Genomic DNA, 23,824 nt, shown 5'->3' with positions numbered 1-23,824 from the left:
CCGCTACTTGCGCTTGCGGATCTCGTCGGCGGCCTGGGGTACGACCTTGAACAGGTCACCCACCACGCCGTAGTCGGCGAGCTCGAAGATCGGGGCCTCCGGATCCTTGTTCACCGCCACGATCGTCTTCGAGGTCTGCATACCGGCCCGATGCTGGATCGCACCGGAGATACCCAGCGCCACATACAACTGCGGCGAGACCGTCTTACCGGTCTGACCCACCTGGAACTGATGCGGATAGAACCCCGAATCCACCGCCGCCCGGGACGCACCCACCGCCCCGCCGAGCAGATCAGCGAGCTCCTCGACCAGCTTGAAGTTGTCCGCGTTACCCACCCCGCGGCCGCCGGAGACCACGATCGAGGCCTCGGTCAGCTCCGGCCGCGAGCCCTTCTTCTCCGCCACCCGCTCCACCACCTTGGTCAGCTTGTCGGCGTCGGAGACCGCCACCGTCAGCTGCTCCACCGAACCGGCGCCGGGTGCGGCCTCAGGCGTGATGGAGTTGGGCCGGATCGTGATGATCGGCAGACCCCGCGTGACCTTCGCCTGCACCGTCGCCGACCCGGCGAAGATGCCCTGCGTCGCGGTGCCATCCGCGTCGACCGCCACCGCGTCGGTGAGCAGACCGTTGTCCAGCTTCACCGCCAGCCGACCGGCGATCTCCTTACCCTCCTGCGTCGAGGCCAGCAGCACCGCCGCCGGCTGCACCCGCTTGACCAGCTCGGCCACCACGCTCGCCTTCGGCGCCACCAGATAGCCGTCGATATCGTCACCCGCGGCCACGTAGACCTTCTCAGCGCCGTACTCGCCGAGCCTCGCGGTATCGACCTCACCGAACGCCACCGCCGAAACCGTCCCCAGTGAGCGGGCGATCGTCAGCATCTCCAGCGTGACCTTCTTGACCCCAGCCGACGCGGAGGCCTCCACCACAACCAGAACCTCTGCCATGACAGCCTCCCCCTCAGACGAACTTCTCGGTGGCCAAGTAAGCGACCAGCTGCGTGCCGCCATCACCCTCATCAGTGATCTTCGTACCGGCGGACCGCGAAGGACGCGGCGTGAACGAGAGCACCTCGCTGGTCGCGCCCGCCGCACCCACCTCGTCGGCGGCCACGCCCAGATCGGCCAGCGAGAGGGTCTGCACCGGCTTCTTCTTCGCCGCCATGATCCCCTTGAACGACGGATACCGCGGCTCGTTGATCGTGTCCCACACACTCACCACCGCCGGCGTGGCCGCCGTGACCACCTCATACCCCTCATCGGTCTGCCGCTCGACAGTCAGCTGCGAACCATCCACCGTCAGCTTGCGAGCACCGGTCAGCGCGGCGATCCCGAGCCGCTCGGCGAGCATGTGCGGCATCACCTGCACCCGGCCGTCGGTCGACTCCGAACCCGCCAGGATCAGATCCGCGTTCAGCGTCTTCAACGCCTCAGCAAGCACCTTCGAGGTAGCAACGGCACAGGAACCGTGCAACGCGTCATCCTGCACATGGACCGCCTTGTCCGGACCCATCGACAGCGCCTTACGGATCGACTCGGACGCCGACGCCGGACCCATCGTCAGCACCGTCACCTCACCACCATGAGCCTCCTTGATCTTCAAGGCCTCCTCGATGGCGTACTCATCCATCTCATTGATCACATTGCTCGCCGACGCGCGGTCCACCGAAAAGTCGGCGCCGAGCGAACGCGACGCACCGGAGTCGGGCACCTGCTTCACCAAAACGACGATGTTCATCGCGCTCCTGTCGTTATCCGACGCCGGCGATCAGCGGCGTCATGAGTCCGGAAACGGTGGCCAGGGCGGCATCCAGCGCGGGGTGGGCGTCCTTGACGCCGCCCGCCCGCAGCCACTCGCGCAGCACCTGGTTGTGCGCGGCCGCGAAGGACGCCGCCGCCACGTGGGCCGCCAGGGCGGCCTCGGGAGTGTCGGGCAGCCGGCCGCGCAGGTAGTCGCTCAGCGTGCGCTCGTAGCGGGCCACGCTGGCGATCTCGCGGTCCCGCAGCGGGCCGACGACGCGGGTGAGGCTATACCGGGCGAGGGTCCGCTCGGGGGTCGCCATGAACGACTCGAAGATCAGCCGGGTCGCCTCGGCCATGACGAAGACCGGGTCGGCGGAGGTCGAGGAGGCGAGGTACCACCGCACCCGCTCGATCACCGAGTCGTGGTCCGGGAAGATCACGTCTTCCTTGGACCGGAACTGCCGGAAGAAGGTGCGCCGCGCGACGCCCGCGGCCGCCGCGATCTCGTCGATGGTCGTGTTGTCGTACCCCTTCTCCGCGAACAGCGCGAAAGCGGCCGTGGCCAGCCGCTCGCGCACCGGCCCGGCGCCCGGCGGGGCGGCGGAGACGTCCATGGCGGGACCATAGCACAAATGGCACCGGGTGCAGGCTGAATGGCACCGAGTGCCATCCTCCACCGCGCGGCTACGGTGGCCGGATGGATCATCCCGATCAAGTGGCCGGTCACGTCGCCCGGACCGTGCTGGGCGAGACGAGCGCTCCGGAGCCGCTGGCTGCCGGGGCCTGGTCCACGGCGTACGCGCTGACGGTCGCCGGGCGGCCGATGGTGCTGCGGGTCAGCCGGCACGGCGGGGACTTCGCCAAGGACGAGGCCGTGGGCGCGGCTGCACGCGGCAAGCTACCGGTGCCGGAGGTCACGGTCCGCGGCGAGACAGCCGGGTGGGCGTACGCGGTCTCGGAGCGCTTGACCGGAACGCCGCTCGACGATCTCGACGCGGGCGCCCTCGACGCCGTCCTGCCCGACCTGTTCGATGTCATGGACGCCATCGGCCGGATCGACGTCGGCGGCCGCGGCTACGGCGTCTGGGACGAGTCCCGCACGGCGCCCTACCGCTCCTGGCCGCAATACCTGCTCGCGGTCGAGCACGAGACGCCGCGAGTGCCGGGCTGGCGGGCCGCCCTGGCCGCGTCCGACATCGGCCTGGAGCCGTTCGAACGCGGCCTGGCCACGCTGCGCCGGCTCGCGCCGGACCTGCCCGACGAGCGCCGCATGATCCACGACGACCTGCTCGAGCGGAACGTGCTGGCCACCGGCGACCGGATCTCGGGCGTCCTGGACTGGGGCAGCGCCAGCTTCGGCGATCCGCTCTACGACGCCGCCTGGCTGCTCTACTGCTGGGGCTGGCATCCGCAGTGGTCCTCGATCGACATCGAGGCGGCGATCGGGCGCCGGTGGAACCCGGATCCGGCGGCGCTGCGCGCGTACCGGATCCACATCGGCCTGGGCTCGATCGCTTACTGCACCACCCGCGACCGCTGGGACGACGTGGCCCTCAACGCCGAGTGGCTGCTCGCGCTCGCCTGACCCGCTACCGCCGGCGTACGGCGTAGGTCAAATGCGTCGCCCGCGGCGACGGCTCCGAGCGGATCGGCTCCAGCGCGACCCTCGACGCGTCGACGCCGTCGAACAGGCGAACTCCGGAGCCGAACAGCACCGGCGACAGCGCGATCGTGCACTCGTCGATCAGCCCGGCGTTCAGGTACTGCAGGATCGTCTCGCCGCCGCCGGCGATGCGCACGTCGCGGTCGCCGGCGGCCACGCGGGCCTGGTCGAGCGCGGCCTCGATGCCGTCGTTGACGAAATGGAACGTGGTGCCACCGGGCCGCTCCCAGGGGTCGCGCTTCTCGTGCGTCACGACGAATACCGGCGTGTGGAACGGCGCTTCCTCCGGCCACATCCGCTCGCCGGCGTCGAACATGCGCTTGCCCATCACGCTCGCGCCGGTGCGCTCGTACGTCGCCCGTACGATGTCATTGTCCTGCCCTTCTTCACCGCCCCCGCCGAGCTTCAGGTTCTCCCGGAAGAACCGGGTCGGGAAGATCCACGCCTGCAGCTCCATCCATTGCCTGCCCATCAGCTCCCCGAGGGAGCCGGGCGCGATGAACCCGTCCAGCGACATCGACACGCTGAAGAACACCTTGCCGGCCATCAGCCCTCCGCTCCGTTCCGGACGATCTCGGCGACGTAGGCCGCCAGGTTGCTCAGCGTCTGCTCGCCGCCCTCGATCGCGTGATATTTCTCCACGGCCTGGTCGCGCAGCTGCTGGGTGGGGAAGACAGTGCGCATCACGATTCGCGTCGTCGCACCGCCGGGCTCGAACGTCAGGACCGACTCGAAGGCGTCCGGGTCGTCGCGGTGCTCACCGTGCAGCAGCGCGATCCGCTCCGGCGACACGATCTCGGTCCAGGTGATCCACTCGGAATAGTCGTTGCCGTCCGGCCCGTGCATCACGAAATCCCAGACCCCGCCGACGCGGAACTCGAAGGACCGCGTGGTGGTGCTGAACCCCTCCGGACCCCACCACCGCGCCAGGTGCCGGACCTCGGTGAACGCCTCGAACACCAGCTCCCGCGGCGCGTCGATCACCCGGAAGATCACAATCTCTCGGTCGGACGTCATTCTCCCTGCCGTTTCTGCTTGAGCTCCCGCACGTACGCGTCCAGCCGGTCGAAACTCCCGGTCCAGAACTGCTCGAACCCGCCGACCCACTCGTGGATCGGCCGCAACCCGCGGGCATCCAGGCCGTAGAGGCGCTGCTTGCCGGCCCCGCGGACCTGCACCAGCCCCACCTCGCGGAGCACCCGCAGGTGCTTGGAAGCTCCCGGCAGGCTCATCCCCAGCTGCTGGGCCAGGTCGGTCACCGGCCGCTCACCCGAGCGAAGCAGCGCCAGGATGTCCCGGCGCTGCGGCTCGGCGATCGCGTTGAACGCATCCGACGTCGTTGCTGCTCGTGCCACGGCAGCCACAATAATTTCCCATATGGGAAAACGTCAAGCGGCTTACATGCTGATGTTGGCCTGAGGCCCGGAGTAGGTCTTGACCAGCGACGGCACGTTGGCCGCACTGTCGAGGGTGTAGGAGTAGAAGCTGCTCGGGGTGAACGCGCTGCCGCTTGTCTCCTGGCGGCCGGTGCAGCTGACGACCACGCTTCCGGTCTGCTTCAACTGGGCGGTGGAGTCGGGGTAGTACGGGTTGTTCACGTGATCGAAGTAGCTGTTCTCGATCACCATCTTGGTCGCGCCGCGCGAGTAGTTGCCGTACGAGCTGATGTTCTGCAGGTAGTTGTTGTACAGATGCGCGTACGCCAGGTTGTCGGCGCTGGGGTTGCGCTGGTTGGTGTCGTGCAGCCAGTTGTGATGGATCGTCATCCGGGCCGTCACGTTCTCGGTCCAGCCGATCCCGAAGGTCTTGTTGTGGTTGCCCAGCTGGTTCCACGACACCGTCACAAACGACGTGTCCTTACGGGAGTCGATGTAGCCGTCGTTGATGTTGGTGAACGTGTTGTGGTCGATCCACACGTGATCGGCGGTGTCCATCTGGATACCGTCGTAATCGAAGTCCTTGTCATCCGGATCATCCGAGGCCACCGCGGTGTCCCCGATCGTCAGGTTCCGGATGATCACGTTGTGGATCCCGGTCCCGAGGAAGAACCCACCGCCCTTGATCCGCCCCGAGGCCCCGACCCCGATGATCGTCTTGTTCGACGCGACCGGGATCTCGTAGCCGTAGGTCGGTACGGTGATCGTCCCGCTGACGCGCACCACGTAGGCCGCGCTCGATGTCGCATATTTCAGCAGATCGGCGTACGTCGTGACCGTGACCGTCGTGCCACCCGCGCCGCCGGTCGTGCCCTGGGCGAACCCGTCGGCTGTGTTCGACCATGTCCGGCCGGACGTAGAGACGGCGTTGAACGCCCACTGCATCCGGGAGATGTCCGAGCAGGCTTCCTGCACGATCGGGTTGCCGCCGGCCGTCGAGCCGTCCTTGTCGCTCATGCACAGCCCGCTGGAGTTGCTCTTGAGCAGGTACTTCCCGGACGCCGCGGACGAGGCCGTGAACGTCCAGGTCTGGTTGGCGCTGGCTCCGCAGGTCCAGATCCACAGCTGAGTGCCGGACGCGGTGGTCGAGTTCGGCACGTCGACGCACTTGCCGCTGGCCACGTCGGTCAGCCCGTAGGCGCCGTTCTGGGCGACCACCTTGAACTGCTGCCCGGCGCAGGCGAGCTGCTGCAGCAGGGCGCCGTTCCCGGTGCCGGCCGCGTTGAGACACTTCCCGCTCGCCCCCGAGGCGAGGGTGTACGTGCTGCCGGCCACCGGTGCGACCGCCGCCTCCGAGGACAGCGGGGTGACCACGACCAGCGCGACCGCCACCGCGGCCGCAACGATCAGCTTCGTCTTCACAGCGGGCTCCATCCGTCGGTACCGGCGAGGTATTTCTGCGGGGTGTAGTTGGCCGCGGTCGAGTCGCTCATCTGCGGCCGGTTGCCGTTGGTCGTGGCGCCCGAACCGGTGTTCTTGTATTCGAAGAACCGCGCGTTCTTCCAGGTGTTCTCGGACATGTCCGTCCAGGGCTGTGCGGTCTTGATCGTGGCGCTCAGCGACGACTCCCGGTACAGCACCTGCGCGCCCTGCCGCCACGGCCGGCCCAGCTGGGTGACGTTGTTCGCCGCACCGGTGATCGTGGATTTGTAGAACAGCAGGCCGTACGTCTTGGCCGCGTCCGTGCTCGCGGCGGTGATCGGGCCGCCGGTGCTGCGCTTCTCGTAGATGGAGCACGTGTTGAAGACCGCGGTGCCGCCGCCGAAGATGAAGTCGACAGTGCCCTCGACGTAGCAGTTGGTGAACAGCGCCCGGGTGCTGTCGTTGACCAGCAGCGTGTCCTGGTCGCCGAGCAGCCGCACGTTGCTGAAGACCGCCCGGTCGGCGTTCAGGTGCAGCGCCACCGCCTGCTGCCCGCTGGTCACCGAGCCCTCGTCGAAGTCGTTCGAGATCGTCAGGTTGGTGGCGACGAAGTCGTGCCCGTAGACGAACACGCTCGCGCTTCCGGACGTGCCGCAGCAGTTCGCGGAGTTGTTGTAGACCAGCGTCGTCTGCGACGCCGAGCTGCCCAGCCCCTGCAACGTGATGTACGGCTTGTTCGCCGGGATCGTGACGACCTGGCGGTAGGTGCCCGCCTTGATCGTGATCACCTGGCGGGTGGTGTTGTTCGCCGGCACGGCGTCGATCGCGGCCTGCACGGTCTTGTACTTGCCGGTGCCGTCGGACGCCACGGTGGCGGTGGTCGGCGTCCCGGAGACGGCGTTGAACGACCACTGCATGCGGGCGATGTCCGAGCACGCCTCCTGCACGATCGGGTTGCCGCCGGCGGTCGAGCCGTCCTTGTCGCTGACGCAGAGGCCGGTGGCGGCGCTCTTGATCACGTACTTGCCACTGGCCGCGGTGGATGCGGTCAATGTCCAGGTCTGGTTGGCGCTGGCCCCGCAGGTCCAGGTCCACAGCTGCGTGCCCGCCGTGGTGGTGGAGTAGGGCACGTCGACGCACTTCGCGCCGGCCGCGTTGACCAGGCCGTACGCGCCGTTCTGCGCGACGACCTGGAACTGCTGGTCGGCCGCCGCCGTGTTGCAGGCGATCTGCTGGAGCACCGCGCCGTTGCCGGTGCCGGTGGAGTCGAGGCACTTGCCGCTCGCACCCGAGGACAGGGTGTAGACGCCGCCGGCGACGGGTGTCGTGGCGGCCTCCGACGGCCACGCCGACACCACGACCGTGACGGCCGGGACGACCGCACACAGCGCGAAGGCGCCGGCTGTTCTCCTTCTCATGACGGATCCTTCCGGGGACGGATGATGGGACGGATCGACTGGAGTAGATGCGCGAGAGGAGCGGGGATCACAAAAACCAGGTTTGTTACAGAGGTTTGCCTAACTCGTCCAGACAGTCAAGAGCGTCGATTAATATGGCCCGCCGACGTGCCGCAGCGCGGCGAAGGCGGCCTCGGCCGCGCCGCGGGCCGGCAGGATGCCGTCGGCCACGACGATCAGGAATCGGCGGCTGACGGCGTCGCCGCTGGCGAGCAGCAGCGGACGGTCCCAAGCGAGCGCCGAGCCGATGCCGGGGTAGTCGCGGGTGCGCACGAACCACGGGTCGTCCAGGCCGTCCGGCCCGGCCTGGACGAAGACCAGCGTCCAGCGGCGGCCGTTGGTGCCGGTCCCGGTCAGGGCCAGCCACGCCGTGCGGCGGCCGTGCAGGCCCTTCTCGCCGCCGGGGCCGGGGCCGTACGCCCGTACGCCCTGGGGTGTGCGCGGCGCCCGCCAGAAGAATCCCCCGTAGCCGGCGCCCGGCCGGCCCTTGGTGGCGGGGCTGGCGAAGGTGATCGGCAGGGCGGTCCGGTTGGTCAGCTCGAACGAGAGGTCCACCGCCCAGCCGGGGCCGGCCGGCAGGACCGCGATGCGCCGCCGCTCGCGCAACAGCTCGGCGCCGTCGGGGCCGCACCAGCGCAGCTCGTGCACGACCTCGCCGGGGGCGCGGTGCAGCCAGTTGTGGTGTTGCTGGGTGCCGTGGTTGGCGAGCATGACCGGGCCGCGGTTGGCGACGAACGTGCGGCCGCCCCAGAAGTTGGCGCCGGAGATGTCGGGCACGGCCACGCCGGCGCCGAGGTGGTGCGGGTGGTCGGCCGGCAGGTGCTCGGTGACCTCGGTGCCGGCCAGGGTGCGGACGGGATGCAGATAGGGCCGCGGGGCCAGGTCGTGGGCGAGCCGGGGACGCCACCGGTAGTCGGCCACCGCGCGCCCTTGGTGCAGGAGCGGGACGCTGGCCGCCTCGTCGGCCGTCAACGAATCACCTCGGGGTAACCGAAGTCGGCGTAGCCCGCCTCGCCGCTCGCGAACACACCCAGCGTGGCGCCCACCCAGACCCCGGCCGTCGCGGTGAACGGCGGCCCCGGAACCCCGTCGACCAGGAACCGTCCCCGGTCGCCCTCCGCCACGTGCAGCCCGAGGTCGACCGGCACGTCCGCCGGCAGCTCGACCGGCGGCGCGGCGTCGACCTCCGGGCCGCCGGGTTCGGCCGTGCGGCAGGTCAGATACGTCCTTCCGGCGCGGCGGACCACCCCGATCCACGCGTACGCCGTGCCGAGCACCACCAGCCCGGCCCGGCACGCGTCCGAAGTGGAGCTCAGCCGTAGCGAGGTGCGGACGGTGACCGGCGAACCGGGCAACCGCCGCCCCAGCACGTTGGGCCGACGCCGCAGATCGCCGTCGTCGCTGGGCGCGCAGGCCAGTCGCATCCCGCCGCCGGGCGCCGGCGTCAGCCAGGACGGGTCGGGATTAGCGGCCCAGAACCACTCCGGCACCTCGGGGAAGCGGCTCGGCGCACCGGCGACCCCGGGCCGGCGGTGGGTGAGCACCGGCGTGCCCCGGTTGCCGATCACCGGCCAGCCGTCGCCGTCCCACGCCATCGGTTGCAGGTGCACCACTCGCCCGTACGCGTGCCGGTCTTGAAAATGCAGAAACCAGTCCTCGCCGCCGGGCGTGTCCACCCACGCACCCTGATGCGGCCCGTTGATGGGGCTTTCCCCGCGCGCGAGCACGATGCGGCCGTCGTACGGCCCGGCGATCGAGCGGGACCGGAACGCCGACTGCCACCCGTCGCGGACGCCGCCGGCCGGCGCCCAGATCCAGTACCACCCGTCGCGTTTGTAGAGCTTGGGTCCCTCGAGCGTGCGATACCCGGGCAGCGCGTCCCCGTCGATCACCGTGCGGCCGTCGTCGAGCAGCGCGCCGGCCGACGGGCTCATCTCGTGCAGCGTAAGCCGGTTGTTGAAGCCGGCCCGGCTCCGGGCCCAGGCGTGCACGAGGTACGCCCTGCCGTCGTCGTCCCACAGCGGGCACGGGTCGATGAGCCCGCGGCCGCCCTTCAGCAGCCTTGGCGGCGACCACGGCCCCGCCGCAGACTCGGCGGTGAGCACGAAGATGCCCCGGTCCGGGTCGGGATAGAAGATCCAGAACAGGCCGTCGTGGTGCCGCAGCGCCGGCGCCCACACGCCGCAACCCGGTTGCGGCACATCGAAAAGCCGGTCGAGGGCGTGCCCGATCAGCCGCCAGCTCACCAGATCATGGCTGTGCAGGATCGGCAGCCCGGGCACCCGGCCGAAGCTGGACGCCACCAGGTAGAAGTCGTCGCCCACCCGGATGACGTCGGGGTCGGAGAAATCGGCGTCCAGCACGGGGTTGCGATAGCGATCCATCTACTTGAGACCCGTCGTCGCGATGCCCCGGACCAGATATTTCTGCCCGGCGATGAAGAACCCGATGACCGGGGCGAGCGAGACGAACGACATCGCGAACATCTGGCCCCAGTGGCTCTGGCCTTCGGAGTCGATGAACTGCCGCAGCGCCAGCGGCACCGTGTAGAGGTCGTCGTCGGTGAGGTAGATCAGCGGGGCGAAGAACTCGTTCCAGACCGAGATGAACGTGAAGATCGCGGTGGTGGCGAACGCGGGCCGGCACAGCGGCATGATCACCTTCCAGAAGGTCCGGAACGGGCCGCAGCCGTCGATGCGGGCCGCGTCGTCGAGCTCGCGCGGCAGCGCCCGCATGAACTGCACCATGAGGAAGATGTAGAACGCGTTGGTGGCCAGGAAGTGCGGCACCAGCAGCGGATAGTAGGTGTTGATCCAGCCGAGCTTCGCGAACATGATGTACTGCGGCACGAGCAGCACGTGCCCGGGCAGCATCATCGTGCCGAGCATGAGGGCGAAGAACAGCTTGCGGCCGGTGAAATCGAGCCGGGCGAAGCCGTACGCGGCCAGTGAGCACGAGAAGAGATTGCCGACGATCGCCAGCGTCACGATGATCAGCGAGTTGAGCAGATAGACCGTGAACGGCTGGCTCAGCGCCGTCCAGCCACGCGGATAGTTCGACAGGTCCCAAGTGGACGGCCAGAGCGACAGATCCTTGAAGATCGTGTCGCTGCGCTTGAGCGAGGCCGAGACCAGCCAGGCGAGCGGGTACAGCATGACCGCGCCGACGAGGCAGAGCATGATGTGGCGGACGAATCGGGGCATCGTCAGTCCTCGTAGAAGACCCAGTACCGGGCGGCCAGGAAGTTGAGCGCGGTGAAGCTCGCGATGATCATCAGCAGGACCCAGGCCATGGCGGCGGCGTAGCCCATCCGGAATTCCGAGAACCCCTTCTGGTACAGGTAGAGGTTGTAGAACAGCGTCGACGTGCCGGGGCCGCCGCTGCCGTTGCTCAGCACGAAGCCCTGGGTGAACGTCTGGAACGACGAGATCAGCGACTGGATCAGGTTGAAGAAGATGATCGGGCTGATCAGCGGCAGGGTGATCGAGCGGAAGCGGCGCCACGGCCCGGCCCCGTCGACCGCCGCGGCCTCGAAGTACATCGCCGGGATCTGCCGCAGCGCCGCCAGGAAGATCACCATCGGCGAGCCGAACGTCCACACGTGCAGCAGGATCAGCGTGTACAGCGCGGTGTCGGGGCTGGTCGTCCAGCCGTGCGCGGGAATGCCGAAGACGCCCAGGATGTCGTTGACGGCGCCGGTCGGGCCGAAGATGTAGCGCCAGAGCAGCACGATCGCGACGCTGCCGCCGAGCAGCGACGGCAGGTAGTAGACGGCGCGGTAGATCGCCAGCCCGCGGATGCCGTGGTTGAGCGCCATCGCGACCAGCAGCGCGACGGCGAGGGAGAGCGGCACCGAGACGAACGTGTAGAGGAACGTCACCCGCAGCGCGGCGTGCAGTGTGGGGTCGTGCAGCATCTCCCGGAAGTTGCCCAGCCCGACCCAGTTGGGCGCGTTCAGCAGGTTGTAGTCGGTGAACGCGAGATAGAGCGAGGCGAAGAACGGGACGACCGTGAAGGCCATCCCGGCGAACCACGGGAGCAGGAAGAGGTATCCGGCGCGGTCCCGCCGCCGTCGCCGCCGCCGGCCTGGCGGGGCCGCGACGGCCTGGACCACCGGCGGTGGCAGGACCGCCGTCACTGACCCAGCGCCTTGTGCGCCTCGGTGAGGAACTGCTTGGCGCCTTCGGCGGAGGACTGCCGGCGGAACTCCACCTCGGTGGAGATTTTCTTGAGCGTCGGCTGCAGGGTGCTGGACCCCTTCGGATACACGTAGGGCGCCGGCAGCGTCTCCTTCTGCAGGCCCATGAGGTAGTCGGTGGCGACCTGGTCGTCCGGGGCGAGGCCGGCCTTGATCGCGCTCGCGACCGCCGGATTCGCCGGCACACCGCGGGTGGTGCCGGCCGCCTTGGCGCCCTCGGCATCGTTGATCAGGAAATTGAGCAGCTTCAGCGTCTCGGCCGGGTGCTTGGATTTCGCCGAGATCGACCACAGCGCCGGGGTGTCGATGCTCTGGCCGCGCCGCTTGCCCTGGGTCTCGCCCGGCGGCCGCAGCAGCACCAGCGTCCCGCCGCAGGCCTTGTTGTAGGACAGGAAGTTGTTGGTCGGGATGATCTGCGAGGCCAGGGTGCCCTTGGCGATGTAGGACTGGTCGGCCGAGGAGCCGATCTCCTCGAAGAACCCGGCCGGCGGGAAGCCACCCTCGCGGCGCATGGCCTCGATCATGTCGAACCAGGCGACCAGCGTCCCCTGGGTGAGGCCGAGCTTGCCGTCCGCGGTGTAGAAGTCCTCGCCGCGTTGCCGGGTGAAGACGATCAAATTCGCGATCGTGTACGCCTCGAAGCCCGTCCCGTAGATCTTCCGCCCGGTCTTGGCGCTCAGCTCCCGGGCGAACGCGGCCAGGTCGGGCCAGCCCCACGTGTTCCCGTCCGGGATGGCCACCTTGTACTTGTCGGTGACGGCCTTGTTGACGATGAAGCCGATGGTGTTGAGCCCGGACGCGACGCCGTAGTTGGCCGCGCCGACGGTGCCGAGCCCCTTGACGTTGGCGCTCAGCGGGCTCAGGTCGAGCGCGTCGGCGTGCCGGTTGAGGTCGAGCAGCACGCCGCGGCCGCCGTACTCCCCCACGCTGTCGAGGCGCATCGCCATCAGGTCCGGCGGGTCACCGGCCGCGAAGCGGGTGGCCAGCTTGTCCTTGTACGGGGTGCTGTCCTGGTACTCGGTCTTGATGGTGATGCCGGGGAACTGGCGGTGGAAGACGTCGAGCGCGGCCTGGGTCAGGTTGGCGCGGGTGATGTCGCCCCACCAGACCATGTTCAGCGTCGTGCCGCTCGTGCTGTCGCCGCCGCCGCCCCCGAAGCCCTTGCCGCACGCCGCGAGGCCGAGGGCGAGGCCGGCCGCCCCGCCCAATCGCAGCGCCTGCCGCCGGCTGATTACCTGGTCGGTCATGGGTTCTCCCGCTGACGCATTCACGGAGATCGATTATCGGCTCGGCATTTGTTTATGTCAATCCATGAAACTAAGTCGCTGCCGACTATCCTGCTCGGCATGACGGACTCGGCGCCGCTGCGTCTCGGCGACCTGGTGGTGGCCGAGTACACGTGGCGCCCGGAACTGCCCATCGCCCTCGCGCCGCGGCCCTTCCTGCATCCCGTCCGCACGCTGGCCGGCACCGTCGGGACCGAGGCGCAGCCGGCCACCCACCGGCATCATCTCGGCGCCGGCTTCCCGGTGGCCGACGTCGGCGGCAGCAACTTCTGGGGCAGCCGCACCTTCGTGCCCGGCCACGGCCCCGCCTGGCTGGACAACCACGGCACCCAGGAGCACCTCCGCTGGATCCAGCAGCGACCCGCCCGCCTCGCGCACTCGCTGCGCTGGACGGCGATCGACCGCGAGCAGCTGCTGGCCGAGCGGCGCACCCTCGCGGCCCGGCAGCTCGACGCGCGGGAGTGGGCGCTGGACTGGGAGTCCGTCCTCACCAACACGACCGGCCGCACCCTGCCCATCCGCAGCCCCGCCGTCCTCGGCCGGGCCGGCGCCGGGTTCGGCGGCTTCTTCTGGCGCGTCGCCACCGCCGCCCGCGACTGCCGGGTGGCCACCGCGACCGGGGAGGGCACCGAGGCGGCACACGGCTCCCGCTCGCCCTGGCTGCTGCTCGCCGGCCCGGCCTCCGGCACGCCGCCGTGGTCGCTGGTCTTCATCGGCGCCACCGAGCGCACCCGCGCCGACCGCTGGTTCGTGCGCACCCGCGACTACGTCGGCGTGGGCTCCGCGCTGGCCTGGGACGAGCCGCTCGAGCTGGCCGCCGGCGACACCCTGACCCGCCGGTTCGTCGTGGTCGTCGCCGACGGCATCCTCTCCCCCGAGCAGGCCGCCCAGCGCGCCGCCGGGCTGGCCTCGTGACGCGCTCGGTTTACCGCGCGGCACCGGCCGCGGCGGAGCCGGTGCGGCAGGTGAACCTGCGCGCGCACAACCTCACGCTGCTCTTCCACCGCATCGTCGCGGCCCGCGGCGTGCCGATCTCCCGGATCGAGCTGGCCCGCGCCACCGGTTTGACCCGCCCGACGGTCACCCGGATCGTCGACGACCTGCTCGCCGGCGGCCTGATCGTCGAGGCCGGCCCGGACCGGTCGGGCGGCACCGGCCGGCCCCGGGTCGGCCTGCTGCTGTCCCGCACCGGCCCGGCCGGCCTGGGCCTGGACATCCGGGTCGACAGCCTGACGGCGTGCGTGGTCGACCTGACCGGCTCGGTGCGCCACCTCGGCTTCGCCCCGCGCACCCGCGGCGGCCCCGAGCAGACCGTCGAGGACCTCGCCACGATGGCCCGCCAGGCGATCGCCGCGGCCGCCGCCGAAGGCCTCACCGTCGTCGGCGCCACCCTTGCGGCGCCCGGGCTGGTGCGCGACCACAGCGTCGTGCGGTCGCTCTCCGGGCTGGGCTGGCACGACTTCGACGCCGGCGCCGCGCTGCGGGCATCGATCGGCGACGACCTGCCGGTCGGCGTGGACAACGACGCGAGCCTGGCCGCCCTGGCCGAGCTGTACGCCGGCGACCCCGAGCTGCGCGACTTCGTCTGCGTGTTCGGCGACTTCGACCTCGGCGCCGGCATCGTGCTCAACGGCGTGCCGCTGGACGGCGCCCGCCGCTGGAGCGGCCAGCTCGGCCACATCCCGGTCCTCGCCGACGGCGGGCGCTGCACCTGCGGCGCCGTCGGCTGCGTGCAACACACGGCCGGCCTGGAAGCGATCCTCGCCGCCGTGCCGGAGGCCGCGCGCCGCGCCGGCACCCGATCCCACCAGACCCCCGCCGTCACCGTCGACGCGCTCGCCGACGCCGGCTCGCCCGAGGTCCTCGCCGCCCTCGAGCTCGCCGGCACGACGCTGGGCCGGGCGATCGCGACGCTGCTCACCATCGTCGAGGTGGACATGGTCCTGCTGGACGGCGCCTATTCGCTGCTGGCCGCCTGGATCGGCGAGCACGTCCAGGCCGAGTTGGACAGCCGCGCCCCGGCGACCTGGTCCCGCGCCGAGGTGCGCTCCGCGCCGCTCGGCCCCGACGCGGCCGTCATCGGCGCGGCCCTGGTCTCCGTCGACGCCGTCCGCGCCAGCCCGGTCTCGTGGCTGGAGCGCACGGCCCCGCATCGCTGACCTCCCCCGCCGGCCAGTCGTGCGGGTCCTCTCACCTCGCGACCAAGGCCGGTCTTGAAGTGGCGCTGATGCGGTACTGGTTGCGGCCGCCGCCCTTGGCCGCGTAAAGGGCGATGTCGGCGTCGCGGAGGGCGGCGGCCGTGTCGACGCTCAGGTCGAGTGGCTGCAGGCCGAGGCTGGCCGACACGTTGATCGTGGCGCTGTCGATGTGGCGTTCGCGGGCGGCCAGCACCAGGACCCGCGCGGCAAGGCCGGTCGCCTCCGCCTCGTCGCTGCCGGGCAGGACGAAGGCGAACTCGTCGCCGCCCAGGCGGGCCACCTGGCCGGCGGGCGGCAGGGTGGCGGTGAAGTCGCGGGCCAGGGCCACCAGCAGGGCGTCGCCGACCGGGTGACCGTACGTGTCGTTGACGTTCTTGAATCCGTCCAGGTCCAAGAGAATCAGCCAGCCGTGGGTGCCGACCGCGGCGTCGAGGGCCGTCATCAAAGCGGCCCGGTTGCCGAGGCCGGTCAGCGGGTCGTGGGTGGCCCGGTGCTCCAGCTCCTCGCGCAGCGCCTGCTGCTGGCGCAGCGCGTCCTCCAGGGCCGCGGAACGACGCTGCGCGACAGAGCTCAGCATGCCCAGCCGCAGCACGAGCAGGACGGCGACGCTCACGCCGAGGATCATCTGGATCCACGCGCCCTCGGCCAGGCTGCCCGGCGACACCGAGACCCCGGTGATGTCATTGAGCCCGGTCACGATCGGGATCACCGCGGTCAGCAGGACGAAAATCACCAGGCGGGAACCCGACAACGTGTCGCCCGGCCGGCCGAGGCGGACCGGGGCGCCCATCGCGGGATGCAGCGCGGTGGCCGCGATCGTCACGGTCCCCAGAAGCCAAAGAAGATCAAAGCATTGCACGGGTACGGCGGTGCCAGTCGTCGCCGCGTACGTGAAGAGGATGTCCCCGGCGATCGGCAGGGACATGCCGGTCAGGACCAGCCGCCGGACGGTCCCGTTCGCCGACGGGGACATGAAGATCAGCGCGAGGAGCGCGATCCGGGCCAGCTCGAACAGCTCGTAGAACCAGAACAACCCGGTGTGCCACGCGTCGAGGCCGCCGGTGGTCAGGAACGGCTCGGCGATGAACTGCCAGCTGACCGCGGACACCCCGAGGACGACCACGAGCCCGTCGATGGCGTCGGTGCGGCGGCTGCCGGCCCGCTGCCCGCCGAGCGCGCAGATCGCGAGGGCGGCCGTGAACAGCCCGAACGCCAGGTACAGCAGCCAGTCGCCGACGCCGCCGAACGGAATACGGACATTCCAGGCGTCGTCGCCCGTGCGATAGGGGAGCTGCGCCACCGCGTACGAGATCAGGCCTGTTGCCGTCACCACCCAGAACGCCGGACGTGGCGGCCGATGCCGGCGAATGCCGGCGAGAACGACCAGCCCGGCCGATGCCTGCAGCGCGGCGGCGCACCAGGCCGACCAGGCGTGACCGCCGAACGCGATCACCACCGACGCGACGATGCCGACAGCGAGGCAGAAGAGCCAAGCCTTGCCGGATCGTTGGGTCACAGTCCTGTCGATCGGCCGGAAAACGCCCGACTTTACGGCCTGAGCCGGCCCGGCATCTCGCCGTACGCCGCAGCGCGGGGTCGGTCAGATCGCCGACGAGCGCTTCGGCGCATGCCCTCGGGGTATCAGCGCACCTGCTTGGCGGTGAACTGCATGCGCGGGTGGGCGTAGAACTCCTGGGCCTCGATCAGCTGGAGCTCGCGCTCACCCGACCGGTAGGTGGTCCCGATCAGGTCGAAGACGCTCGAGGCCGTACGCTCCAGCGCCAACGCCGCGTTCCCGGTCGCCACGTAGTGGGCGGTGAACAGGGCGGCCGTGACGTCGCCGGAGCCGTTCGCCTTGAACGGCAGGTGCGGGGTGGTCACGAGCCAGGCGCCGGCCGCGTCCACGACCAGCATCTCGATCGTGCCCTCCTCCCGGTCGGGGCGCTCCACGCTGGTGACCAGCACGGTCGAGGGGCCCATGGCCCGGGCCAGGTCGGCCGAGGCGAGGGTCGACTCGATGCTCGCCGGCTCGGTGCCGGTCAGGAAGCCCAGCTCGAACTGGTTCGGCGTGATGATGTCGGCCACCGGCACGACCCGGTCGCGCAACAGGGCGGGGATCTCCGGCGCGACGAAGCATCCGGACTTGGCGTTGCCCATGACCGGGTCGCAGGCGTAGACCGCCGAGGGGTTCGCGGCCTTCACCCGGCGCACCGCGTCGATGATGACGTCGCCGATGCCCACCCCGCCCTGATACCCGGACAGCACGGCGTCGATCTGCGGAAACACGCCCCGCTCTTCGACGCCGAGGAGGATCTCGGCCACCTCCGGCGGCGGCAGGAGCGGGCCCCGCCAGGCGCCGTAGCCGGTGTGGTTGGAGAAGTTCACCGTGGGCACGGCGACCACCTCGACACCGATGCGCTGCAGGGGGAACACGGCCGCGGAGTTACCGACGTGGCCGTAGGCGACCGCCGACTGGATAGACAGAACCTTCATCCTCCCAGCCTAGAGAGGCGGTCGCCGCAGGCTTCCTACTGCACGCCCAGAGGGTCTTGAAGCTGTTCTCGTACCGGGTCGGCACGGCCTGTTGCACCGCCCTTCGCCGCGCTTCCCGGACGCGCAGCTGGTCACCCTGTAAACCTAGGGCGCGGGCAGGTCCGTCCGGGTCTGGATCAGCTCGGCGCCCACCCCGGGCGCGGTGTCCGAATCCGGGCGGACCACCTCCGCACGCACCTCGTGCATCCTCAGCTCGCCGCTGCGGATCTGTTCGGCGAAGTGGCAGGCCACCCGCTGCCCCGAGTCGTCGAAGACCCGCAGCTCCGGCCGTTCCTCGGCGCAGCGGCTCTGCGACCAGGGACAGCGCGTGCGGAACCGGCATCCGCTCGGCGGGTCGGCCGGCGACGGCAGGTCGCCGGCCAGCAGGATCCGCTCCCGCTGATCCTCCACGTACGGGTCGGGGATGGGCACGGCCGAGAGCAGAGCGATCGTGTACGGGTGCAGCGGGCGCTCGTACAGCTGGTCGCCGTCGGCCTCCTCGACCAGCGAGCCCAGGTACATCACGCCGATGGTGTCGGAGATGTGCCGGACGACCGCCAGGTCGTGCGCGATGATCAGGTAGGTCAGGCCGAGGGAGTCCTGCAGGTCGCCGAGCAGGTTGACCACCTGCGCCTGGATCGACACGTCCAGCGCGGACACCGGCTCGTCGGCCACGATCAGCTCGGGGCCGAGCACCAGGGCCCGGGCGATGCCGATGCGCTGCCGCTGCCCGCCGGAGAACTCGTGCGGATATTTGTTCAGCGCCGACTCCGGGAGGCCGACCGAGTCCAGGGTGGATCGCAATCTCGTACGCATGCCGGCCTTGTCCTTGTGCAGACCGTGCGCCTTGAGGCCCTCGACCAGCAGGGACTCCACCGACTGCCGGGGGTCGAGGCTCGACATCGGATCCTGGAACACCATCTGCATGCGCCGGCGGAAGAGCCGCAGTTGCTCACCCTCCAGCGCGCGGACGTCGGTGCCGTCGAAGGTGATCCCGCCGCTGGTCGGCTCGACCAGCCGCAGCAGGCCGCGGCCCAGCGTCGACTTGCCGCAGCCGGACTCGCCGACCAGGCCGTACGTCTCGCCGCGCTTGATCTTCAACGTCACGCCGTCGACGGCGTAGACCCATCCGACCGTACGGTTGAGGAGCAGCCCGCTCTTGATCGGAAAGTGGACCTTCAAGTCGTCGATCTCCACCAAGGCGTCGCTCACGCCGGCACCTCCTGCGGTACGGGGTTCGTGCACCGCAGCGCGCCGCCGCGGAAGGTGGGCTCGAGCGGCACCGTCTCGCCGATGCAGGCGTCGATCACCCGATCGCAGCGCGGCGCGAAGGCGCAGCCCTCCGGCCAGGGAATGTTGTCATTGACCGAGCCGCGGATCTGGTGCAGCCGTCCGCCGCGGTCGACATCCAGGCGGGGCACCGACTGCAACAAGCCTTGGGTGTACGGGTGCCGCGGGGCCGCGAACAATTCGTGGCGCTCGGCCCGCTCGACCACCTTGCCGGCGTACAGGACGTTGACGCTGTCGCAGAGCCCGGCCACCACCCCCAGGTCATGAGTGATCATGATCAGCGCCGTGCCGGAGTCGTCGACCAGCTCCTTGAGCAGCGTGAGGATCTGCGCCTGGATGGTCACGTCCAGTGCCGTTGTCGGCTCGTCGGCGATCAGCAGGCGCGGCTTGCAGGCCAGGGCGATCGCGATCAGCGCCCGCTGCCGCATGCCGCCGGAGAGCTGGTGCGGGAATTCCTTGAGCCGCCGCATCGGGTCGGGGATGCCGACCGCGTCGAGCAGCCTGCGGGCCTCCCGTAGCGCCGCCTGCCGGGTGCGGCCCTGGTGGCGTTCCAGCACCTCGGCCACCTGCAGGCCGAGCGGGATCACCGGGTTCAGCGAGGACAGTGGGTCCTGGAAGATCATGCCGATGTCCCGGCCGCGCCGGTCCCGCATCTCCTGCGGGCGCAGCTTGAGCAGGTCGGTGTCCTCGAAGCGGACCTCGCCCGCGACCTTGTTGCCGCGCCGGGGAAGCAGCCCCATGATCGCCAGGCTGGTGACCGACTTGCCGCAGCCGGACTCGCCGACCAGCCCGACCGTCTGGCCGGGTTCCACCGTGAAGCTGACCCCGTCCACCGCGGTGAACGGCTTCGCGCCTTGCTGGAAGACCACCGAGAGATCGCGTACGTCGAGCAGAGGCATCACGGATCACCGCCGGTTCTTCGGGTCGAGCGCCTCGCGCATACCCTCGCCGAGCAGGGTGAAGCCGAGAGCCACCAGAATGATCGCCAGGGCCGGGAAGTAGGCCAGCTCCGGGCGGACCTCGAAGTACCGCACACCGTCCACACCCAGCATCAAACCCCACTCGGCCCGGTTGATGTCCGGGTCGCCGAGTCCGAGGAACGACAGCGCCGCCGCGTCCAGGATCGCCACCGCGAAGGTCAGGGTGGCCTGCACGATGACCGCGGTGAGCGAGTTCGGCAGCATGTGCCGCGTGACGATGTGCCGCCGCCGCACGCCCAGCGCGCGGGCGGCGAGCACATGATCGCTCTCCCGTTGCGCCAGCATCGACCCGCGGAGCAGCCGGGCGAAGATGGGCACGTTCACGATGGCGACCGCCATGATCACCGTCCACTGGGTGGATTCGCTGGCCAGGGCGACCAGGGTGATCGCCAGCAGCAGGCTGGGCAGCGCCAGCATCACGTCGGTGAACCGCATGATCACTACGTCCACCCAGCCGCCGATGGCGCCGGCCAGCGCGCCGAGCAGCACGCCGAGAAGCAGGCCGATCGTCGTGGCCAGCACGCCCACGATCAGCGTCTGCCGCGCGCCGTAGACCATCCGCGAGGCGAAGTCCCGGCCGAGCGGGTCGCTGCCCAGCGGGTGCCCGGCGGTGGCGCCCGGGATGTTGTCGACGGTCAGGTCCCTGGTCAGCTCCGGGAACCGCTGCACCGGGTCGTGCGGGGCGACCAGCGGGGCGAAGATCGCCATGATCAGGAACAGCAGGATGATCGCCGCGCCGAACATCGCGGTGGGGTTGCGCACCAACCGGCGGGAGGCGTCGCGGAGCAGCCCGACCCCACCGCCCTGGGTGGTGCGCTCGGTCAGCTCCTCGATCCGGCGGCGCTTGTGCTCGGCGAGGGTCGAGATTCCTCCGGTCACCGCACACGCACCCTCGGGTCGATGATCGCGTAGGAGAGGTCGACCACCAGGTTGACCAGGATGAAGACGACCGCGGCCAGCAGGATCAGCGCCTGCAGCACCGGATAGTCGCGGCTACCGCTGATCGAGTCGGTGATGAGCGTGCCCAGCCCGCCCCAGTTGTAGACCTTCTCGGTCAGCACCGCGCCGGCCAGCAGGGCGCCGGTCTGCAGCCCGATGATGGTGATCACCGGCAGCATGGCGTTGCGCAGCACATGTCGCTTGCGGACGGTGGGATTGCGCAGGCCCTTGGCCTCCGCCGTACGGACGTAGTCCTCGTCCAGCACGTCCAGCACGCTCGCCCGGGTTATTCGAATGATGATCGCCAGCGGGATCGTCGCCAGGGTGAGCGCGGGCAGCACCAGATGCCAGATGGCGTCGGCCGAGGCGTCGAACTCGCGGGTCAGCAGCCCGTCCAGGACGAAGAAGCCGGTCACGTCGGTGTTGTCCATGCCGGTGGTGATCCGGCCGGACGGCGGGAAGACGTGGATGCCCTGGGTCAGCCAGTCCTTGAGCAGGTAGCCCAGGAAGAAGATCGGGACCGAGATGCCGATCAGCGTGAAGACGATGGTGGCGTTGTCGAGCACCCGCCCGCGGTGCCGGGCCGCGAGGTATCCCAGGGGAATGCCCAGCCCGACCGCGATGATCATTGCCGCGATGGCCAGCTCGACGGTCGCCGGGAAGGACCGGCTGATCACGTCCATCACCGGCTCGCCGGTCCGGATGGAGTTGCCGAAGTTGCCGGTCACCACGTTCTTGAGGAAGCGGCCGTACTGGATCCAGATCGGCTGGTCATAGCCGAGGGCCCGGGTCAGCCGGGCCCGGTTCTCCGGGGTCGCGCGCTCGCCGAGCAGCGCGTCGACCGGTCCGCCGGGCAGGCTGCGAAGCCAGAAGAAGACGAGGGTCATCAGGGCGATCAGGGTGATGGCCAGTTGGATCAGGCGGCGTAGGACGATTCTCGCCATAAGGTCCTTCTTGGAATTGCGCCGAACGGCCCAGGCCGGGGAGATCGTCCCCGGTCCGGGCCGCGCGGCGGTGCCCTACTTGGTGAGCGAGACGGTGTTGAACTGCTCGGCGGTCAGCGGACTCGGCACCAGGCCCTCCACGTTCTTCGTGGTGACCAGGGCGGGCGGGGCGTGCCAGATCGGCACGGCCGGCAGCCACTTGGTGGCGATGTCGCGGTTGACCTGCTCCCACGCGGCCTTCTTGGCCGTCTGGTCGACGGTCGCGTCGGCCTTGCCGATCTCGGCGAACATGTCGGTCATCGCCGCGTCGCCGAACTCGTCCTTGGCCCGGCCGAAGAACGTCCCGACGAAGTTGCCCGGGTCGTTGTAGTCGCCGGTCCAGCCGAGGATGTGCAGGTCCTGCTTGCCGAACTGCTGCACGTCGTCCTTGAACCCGCCGTTCCACGGCCGCGGCACACCGTTGACCTTGATGCCGGCCGCCTGCAGGTCGTTCGCGAGAACGGTGAAGATCTCCTGCGGGTTCGGCATGTACGGGCGGGACACCTCGGTCGGGTAGTAGAAGTTGAGCGTCAGGCCGGTCGCGCCGGCCTCGGACAGAAGCTGCTTGGCCTTGTCCAGGTTGTAGTCGTACTTCTGCACGTCCGGGGCGTACCCGAGCACCGTGTTCGGCATGAACTCGTCGGCCACCGCCGAGCCGCCCGGGCCCTTGGTCTGCACCAGCTGAGCGCGGTTCAACGCGTACGCGATCGCCTGGCGCACCCGCAGGTCCTTCAGCTTCGGGTTCTTCTGGTTGATGCCCAGGTAGAGGATGTTGAAGGCGGGCCGGTCGAGCACGTTGTATCCCTCAGCCGCCAGCGCCTTGCGGTCGGCCGGGGCCGGGAAGTCGATCGCCTGGACCGTGCCGGCGCGCAGCTCCTGCTTGCGGGTGTTCTCGTCTTTGATGACCTTGATGATCATCTTGTCGATCTTGGCCTTGTCACCCCAGTAGTCGGGGTTTTTGTTCAGCGTGATCTCGCCGGTCGCCTTGTTCCAGCCGCCGTAGGTGAACGCGCCGGTGCCGGTCGGGTGCTCGTTCGCGAACGCGCTGTACGAGAAGGAGTCGCCGTTCTGGGTCACCTTGTCGGCGTCGTACTGCTTCATCGCGGCCGGGCTGGCGATGGAGAACGCGGTGAGCGCGAACGCGCCCGGGAAGGCGCCCTTGTGCTTCTTCATCGTCACGACCGCGGTGCCGGCGTCCTGCGCCTTGCAGTTGTCGTAGACGGCGTCCGGGCTGCCGGCGAAGCCGCCGAACACGTCGGCGTAGTAGATCATCTGAGACTGGGCGGCCTCGCCCTTCATGTTGTACCAGCGGTCGAAGTTGGCGCAGACCGCCGCGGCGTCCAGCGCGGTGCCGTCGTGGAACTTGACCCCCTGGCGCAGCTTGAACGTCCAGATCTTGCCGGTCGGGTCGTTGGTCCAGCTCTCCGCCAGGCCACCGGTCAGCTCGGCGGTGCCGGGCTTGTGGGTGACGAGGGTGTCGTAGAGCTGCCGGATCGGCCGGAACGACTCGCCGTCATCGTTGAAGATCGGGTCGAAGTTCTTCGGATCACCGGCACCCGCGAAGATGAAGGTGCCGCCGGAAGCGGCTTTGTCCTCGTCGCCGCCGCTGTCGCGCTCGCTTTTCGCACAGCCGGCCGCGCCGATCGTCAGCGCCGCAATGGCACCGGCGGCGATGACCGTCCGGAGCCTCATTGCCTGCATCCCTGATGCACGCATCAAATTCACCTCGTCCTATGGGTACGGGCAAACTCAGTGAC

23 protein-coding genes are annotated in these 23,824 nt (G+C 69.7%); 3 read left to right on the top strand and 20 right to left on the bottom strand.

Annotation, left to right across the window (positions count from 1 at the left end):
• Positions 1-3 precede the first annotated feature (3 nt).
• The 3 genes from ACQPZX_RS14075 to ACQPZX_RS14065 are packed head-to-tail and all read right to left on the bottom strand — an operon-like array spanning position 4 to position 2,357.
• Positions 4-948: an electron transfer flavoprotein subunit alpha/FixB family protein gene (locus tag ACQPZX_RS14075; protein ID WP_433379774.1), complete on the bottom strand. Its 945-nt coding sequence runs from the start codon at positions 946-948 to the stop codon at positions 4-6.
• Positions 949-961: 13 nt separating this feature from the next.
• Positions 962-1,738, bottom strand: a complete 777-nt coding sequence (locus ACQPZX_RS14070; RefSeq protein ID WP_433379771.1) for an electron transfer flavoprotein subunit beta/FixA family protein — start codon at positions 1,736-1,738, stop codon at positions 962-964.
• A gap of 13 nt (positions 1,739-1,751) precedes the next feature.
• Positions 1,752-2,357, bottom strand: coding sequence for a TetR family transcriptional regulator (locus tag ACQPZX_RS14065; protein ID WP_433379768.1), 606 nt, complete (start codon positions 2,355-2,357; stop codon positions 1,752-1,754).
• Between the two features lie 83 nt (positions 2,358-2,440).
• On the opposite strand from ACQPZX_RS14065, the gene ACQPZX_RS14060 reads away from it, so the two are divergent.
• The gene (locus ACQPZX_RS14060; protein WP_433379765.1) at positions 2,441-3,328 is read left to right on the top strand and encodes a phosphotransferase family protein; all 888 of its coding nucleotides are present in this window, start codon (positions 2,441-2,443) and stop codon (positions 3,326-3,328) included.
• 4 nt (positions 3,329-3,332) lie between these two features.
• Here the strand turns inward: ACQPZX_RS14060 and ACQPZX_RS14055 are convergent, their stop codons facing one another.
• The 10 genes from ACQPZX_RS14055 to ACQPZX_RS14010 form a co-directional block, all read right to left on the bottom strand.
• On the bottom strand, positions 3,333-3,953 hold the full coding sequence (locus ACQPZX_RS14055) for a dihydrofolate reductase family protein (protein ID WP_433379763.1): 621 nt from the start codon (positions 3,951-3,953) through the stop codon (positions 3,333-3,335).
• Positions 3,953-4,423: an SRPBCC family protein gene (locus ACQPZX_RS14050; protein WP_433379760.1), complete on the bottom strand. Its 471-nt coding sequence runs from the start codon at positions 4,421-4,423 to the stop codon at positions 3,953-3,955. Before ACQPZX_RS14050 ends, ACQPZX_RS14055 begins: the two co-directional genes overlap by 1 nt.
• A complete protein-coding gene (locus ACQPZX_RS14045) occupies positions 4,420-4,761 on the bottom strand; it encodes an ArsR/SmtB family transcription factor (protein ID WP_433379757.1) in 342 nt (113 codons plus the stop codon). Before ACQPZX_RS14045 ends, ACQPZX_RS14050 begins: the two co-directional genes overlap by 4 nt.
• A 42-nt stretch (positions 4,762-4,803) precedes the next feature.
• Positions 4,804-6,204 carry an RICIN domain-containing protein gene (locus ACQPZX_RS14040; RefSeq protein WP_433379754.1) on the bottom strand — a complete coding sequence of 467 codons (1,401 nt, stop codon included), beginning with the start codon at positions 6,202-6,204 and terminating at the stop codon, positions 4,804-4,806.
• Entirely contained in the window at positions 6,201-7,622 is a 1,422-nt protein-coding gene (locus ACQPZX_RS14035; protein WP_433379751.1) for a pectinesterase family protein, read from the bottom strand. Before ACQPZX_RS14035 ends, ACQPZX_RS14040 begins: the two co-directional genes overlap by 4 nt.
• 129 nt (positions 7,623-7,751) lie before the next feature.
• Positions 7,752-8,633 (bottom strand): PmoA family protein, encoded by an 882-nt coding sequence (locus tag ACQPZX_RS14030; RefSeq protein ID WP_433379748.1) that lies wholly within the window; start codon positions 8,631-8,633, stop codon positions 7,752-7,754.
• Complete coding sequence (locus ACQPZX_RS14025) at positions 8,630-10,045, bottom strand: family 43 glycosylhydrolase (RefSeq protein ID WP_433379745.1); 1,416 nt, start codon at positions 10,043-10,045, stop codon at positions 8,630-8,632. The genes ACQPZX_RS14030 and ACQPZX_RS14025 overlap by 4 nt, the downstream gene beginning before the upstream one ends.
• The gene (locus ACQPZX_RS14020; RefSeq protein ID WP_433379742.1) at positions 10,046-10,864 is read right to left on the bottom strand and encodes a carbohydrate ABC transporter permease; all 819 of its coding nucleotides are present in this window, start codon (positions 10,862-10,864) and stop codon (positions 10,046-10,048) included.
• A 2-nt stretch (positions 10,865-10,866) separates the two neighbouring features.
• Positions 10,867-11,799: a carbohydrate ABC transporter permease gene (locus tag ACQPZX_RS14015; RefSeq protein WP_433379739.1), complete on the bottom strand. Its 933-nt coding sequence runs from the start codon at positions 11,797-11,799 to the stop codon at positions 10,867-10,869.
• Positions 11,796-13,106 carry an ABC transporter substrate-binding protein gene (locus ACQPZX_RS14010; protein WP_433379736.1) on the bottom strand — a complete coding sequence of 437 codons (1,311 nt, stop codon included), beginning with the start codon at positions 13,104-13,106 and terminating at the stop codon, positions 11,796-11,798. The genes ACQPZX_RS14015 and ACQPZX_RS14010 overlap by 4 nt, the downstream gene beginning before the upstream one ends.
• Before the next feature lie 99 nt (positions 13,107-13,205).
• Here ACQPZX_RS14010 and ACQPZX_RS14005 point away from each other — a divergent pair, with 99 nt between their 5' ends.
• Complete coding sequence (locus tag ACQPZX_RS14005; protein ID WP_433379734.1) at positions 13,206-14,060, top strand: PmoA family protein; 855 nt, start codon at positions 13,206-13,208, stop codon at positions 14,058-14,060.
• Positions 14,057-15,304, top strand: coding sequence for an ROK family protein (locus ACQPZX_RS14000; RefSeq protein WP_433379731.1), 1,248 nt, complete (start codon positions 14,057-14,059; stop codon positions 15,302-15,304). The genes ACQPZX_RS14005 and ACQPZX_RS14000 overlap by 4 nt, the downstream gene beginning before the upstream one ends.
• 31 nt (positions 15,305-15,335) lie before the next feature.
• Here the strand turns inward: ACQPZX_RS14000 and ACQPZX_RS13995 are convergent, their stop codons facing one another.
• From ACQPZX_RS13995 to ACQPZX_RS13965, 7 genes are all read right to left on the bottom strand, one after another.
• Entirely contained in the window at positions 15,336-16,859 is a 1,524-nt protein-coding gene (locus ACQPZX_RS13995; RefSeq protein ID WP_433379728.1) for a diguanylate cyclase domain-containing protein, read from the bottom strand.
• A 125-nt stretch (positions 16,860-16,984) separates the two neighbouring features.
• Positions 16,985-17,836, bottom strand: coding sequence for a pyridoxal kinase PdxY (gene pdxY, locus ACQPZX_RS13990; protein ID WP_433379725.1), 852 nt, complete (start codon positions 17,834-17,836; stop codon positions 16,985-16,987).
• Between the two features lie 144 nt (positions 17,837-17,980).
• Entirely contained in the window at positions 17,981-19,087 is a 1,107-nt protein-coding gene (locus ACQPZX_RS13985) for an ABC transporter ATP-binding protein (protein WP_433379722.1), read from the bottom strand.
• On the bottom strand, positions 19,084-20,064 hold the full coding sequence (locus ACQPZX_RS13980) for an ABC transporter ATP-binding protein (RefSeq protein ID WP_433379719.1): 981 nt from the start codon (positions 20,062-20,064) through the stop codon (positions 19,084-19,086). Before ACQPZX_RS13980 ends, ACQPZX_RS13985 begins: the two co-directional genes overlap by 4 nt.
• Before the next feature lie 6 nt (positions 20,065-20,070).
• A complete protein-coding gene (locus tag ACQPZX_RS13975; protein ID WP_433385227.1) occupies positions 20,071-21,012 on the bottom strand; it encodes an ABC transporter permease in 942 nt (313 codons plus the stop codon).
• Positions 21,013-21,020: 8 nt separating this feature from the next.
• Entirely contained in the window at positions 21,021-22,028 is a 1,008-nt protein-coding gene (locus tag ACQPZX_RS13970) for an ABC transporter permease (protein WP_433379716.1), read from the bottom strand.
• Between the two features lie 75 nt (positions 22,029-22,103).
• Positions 22,104-23,759 carry an ABC transporter substrate-binding protein gene (locus ACQPZX_RS13965; protein WP_433379713.1) on the bottom strand — a complete coding sequence of 552 codons (1,656 nt, stop codon included), beginning with the start codon at positions 23,757-23,759 and terminating at the stop codon, positions 22,104-22,106.
• Positions 23,760-23,824 lie beyond the last annotated feature (65 nt).

This window comes from Actinoplanes sp. CA-142083 (assembly GCF_050942195.1).
In the GTDB taxonomy this organism is placed as follows: domain Bacteria; phylum Actinomycetota; class Actinomycetes; order Mycobacteriales; family Micromonosporaceae; genus Actinoplanes.
Note: the sequence above shows the minus strand (reverse complement) of the source record. Positions and strands in the feature narration are given on the sequence as shown.

Bases quoted from the DNA above. Each gene is read 5' to 3' on its own strand.
- ACQPZX_RS14075 (WP_433379774.1), bottom strand. From the start codon at position 948: ATGGCAGAGGTTCTGGTTGTGGTGGAGGCCTCCGCGTCGGCTGGGGTC.
- ACQPZX_RS14070 (WP_433379771.1), bottom strand. From the start codon at position 1,738: ATGAACATCGTCGTTTTGGTGAAGCAGGTGCCCGACTCCGGTGCGTCG.
- ACQPZX_RS14065 (WP_433379768.1), bottom strand. From the start codon at position 2,357: ATGGACGTCTCCGCCGCCCCGCCGGGCGCCGGGCCGGTGCGCGAGCGG.
- ACQPZX_RS14060 (WP_433379765.1), top strand. From the start codon at position 2,441: ATGGATCATCCCGATCAAGTGGCCGGTCACGTCGCCCGGACCGTGCTG.
- ACQPZX_RS14055 (WP_433379763.1), bottom strand. From the start codon at position 3,953: ATGGCCGGCAAGGTGTTCTTCAGCGTGTCGATGTCGCTGGACGGGTTC.
- ACQPZX_RS14050 (WP_433379760.1), bottom strand. From the start codon at position 4,423: ATGACGTCCGACCGAGAGATTGTGATCTTCCGGGTGATCGACGCGCCG.
- ACQPZX_RS14035 (WP_433379751.1), bottom strand. From the start codon at position 7,622: ATGAGAAGGAGAACAGCCGGCGCCTTCGCGCTGTGTGCGGTCGTCCCG.
- ACQPZX_RS14025 (WP_433379745.1), bottom strand. From the start codon at position 10,045: ATGGATCGCTATCGCAACCCCGTGCTGGACGCCGATTTCTCCGACCCC.
- ACQPZX_RS14020 (WP_433379742.1), bottom strand. From the start codon at position 10,864: ATGCCCCGATTCGTCCGCCACATCATGCTCTGCCTCGTCGGCGCGGTC.
- ACQPZX_RS14010 (WP_433379736.1), bottom strand. From the start codon at position 13,106: ATGACCGACCAGGTAATCAGCCGGCGGCAGGCGCTGCGATTGGGCGGG.
- ACQPZX_RS14005 (WP_433379734.1), top strand. From the start codon at position 13,206: ATGACGGACTCGGCGCCGCTGCGTCTCGGCGACCTGGTGGTGGCCGAG.
- pdxY (WP_433379725.1), bottom strand. From the start codon at position 17,836: ATGAAGGTTCTGTCTATCCAGTCGGCGGTCGCCTACGGCCACGTCGGT.
- ACQPZX_RS13980 (WP_433379719.1), bottom strand. From the start codon at position 20,064: ATGCCTCTGCTCGACGTACGCGATCTCTCGGTGGTCTTCCAGCAAGGC.
- ACQPZX_RS13970 (WP_433379716.1), bottom strand. From the start codon at position 22,028: ATGGCGAGAATCGTCCTACGCCGCCTGATCCAACTGGCCATCACCCTG.
- ACQPZX_RS13965 (WP_433379713.1), bottom strand. From the start codon at position 23,759: ATGAGGCTCCGGACGGTCATCGCCGCCGGTGCCATTGCGGCGCTGACG.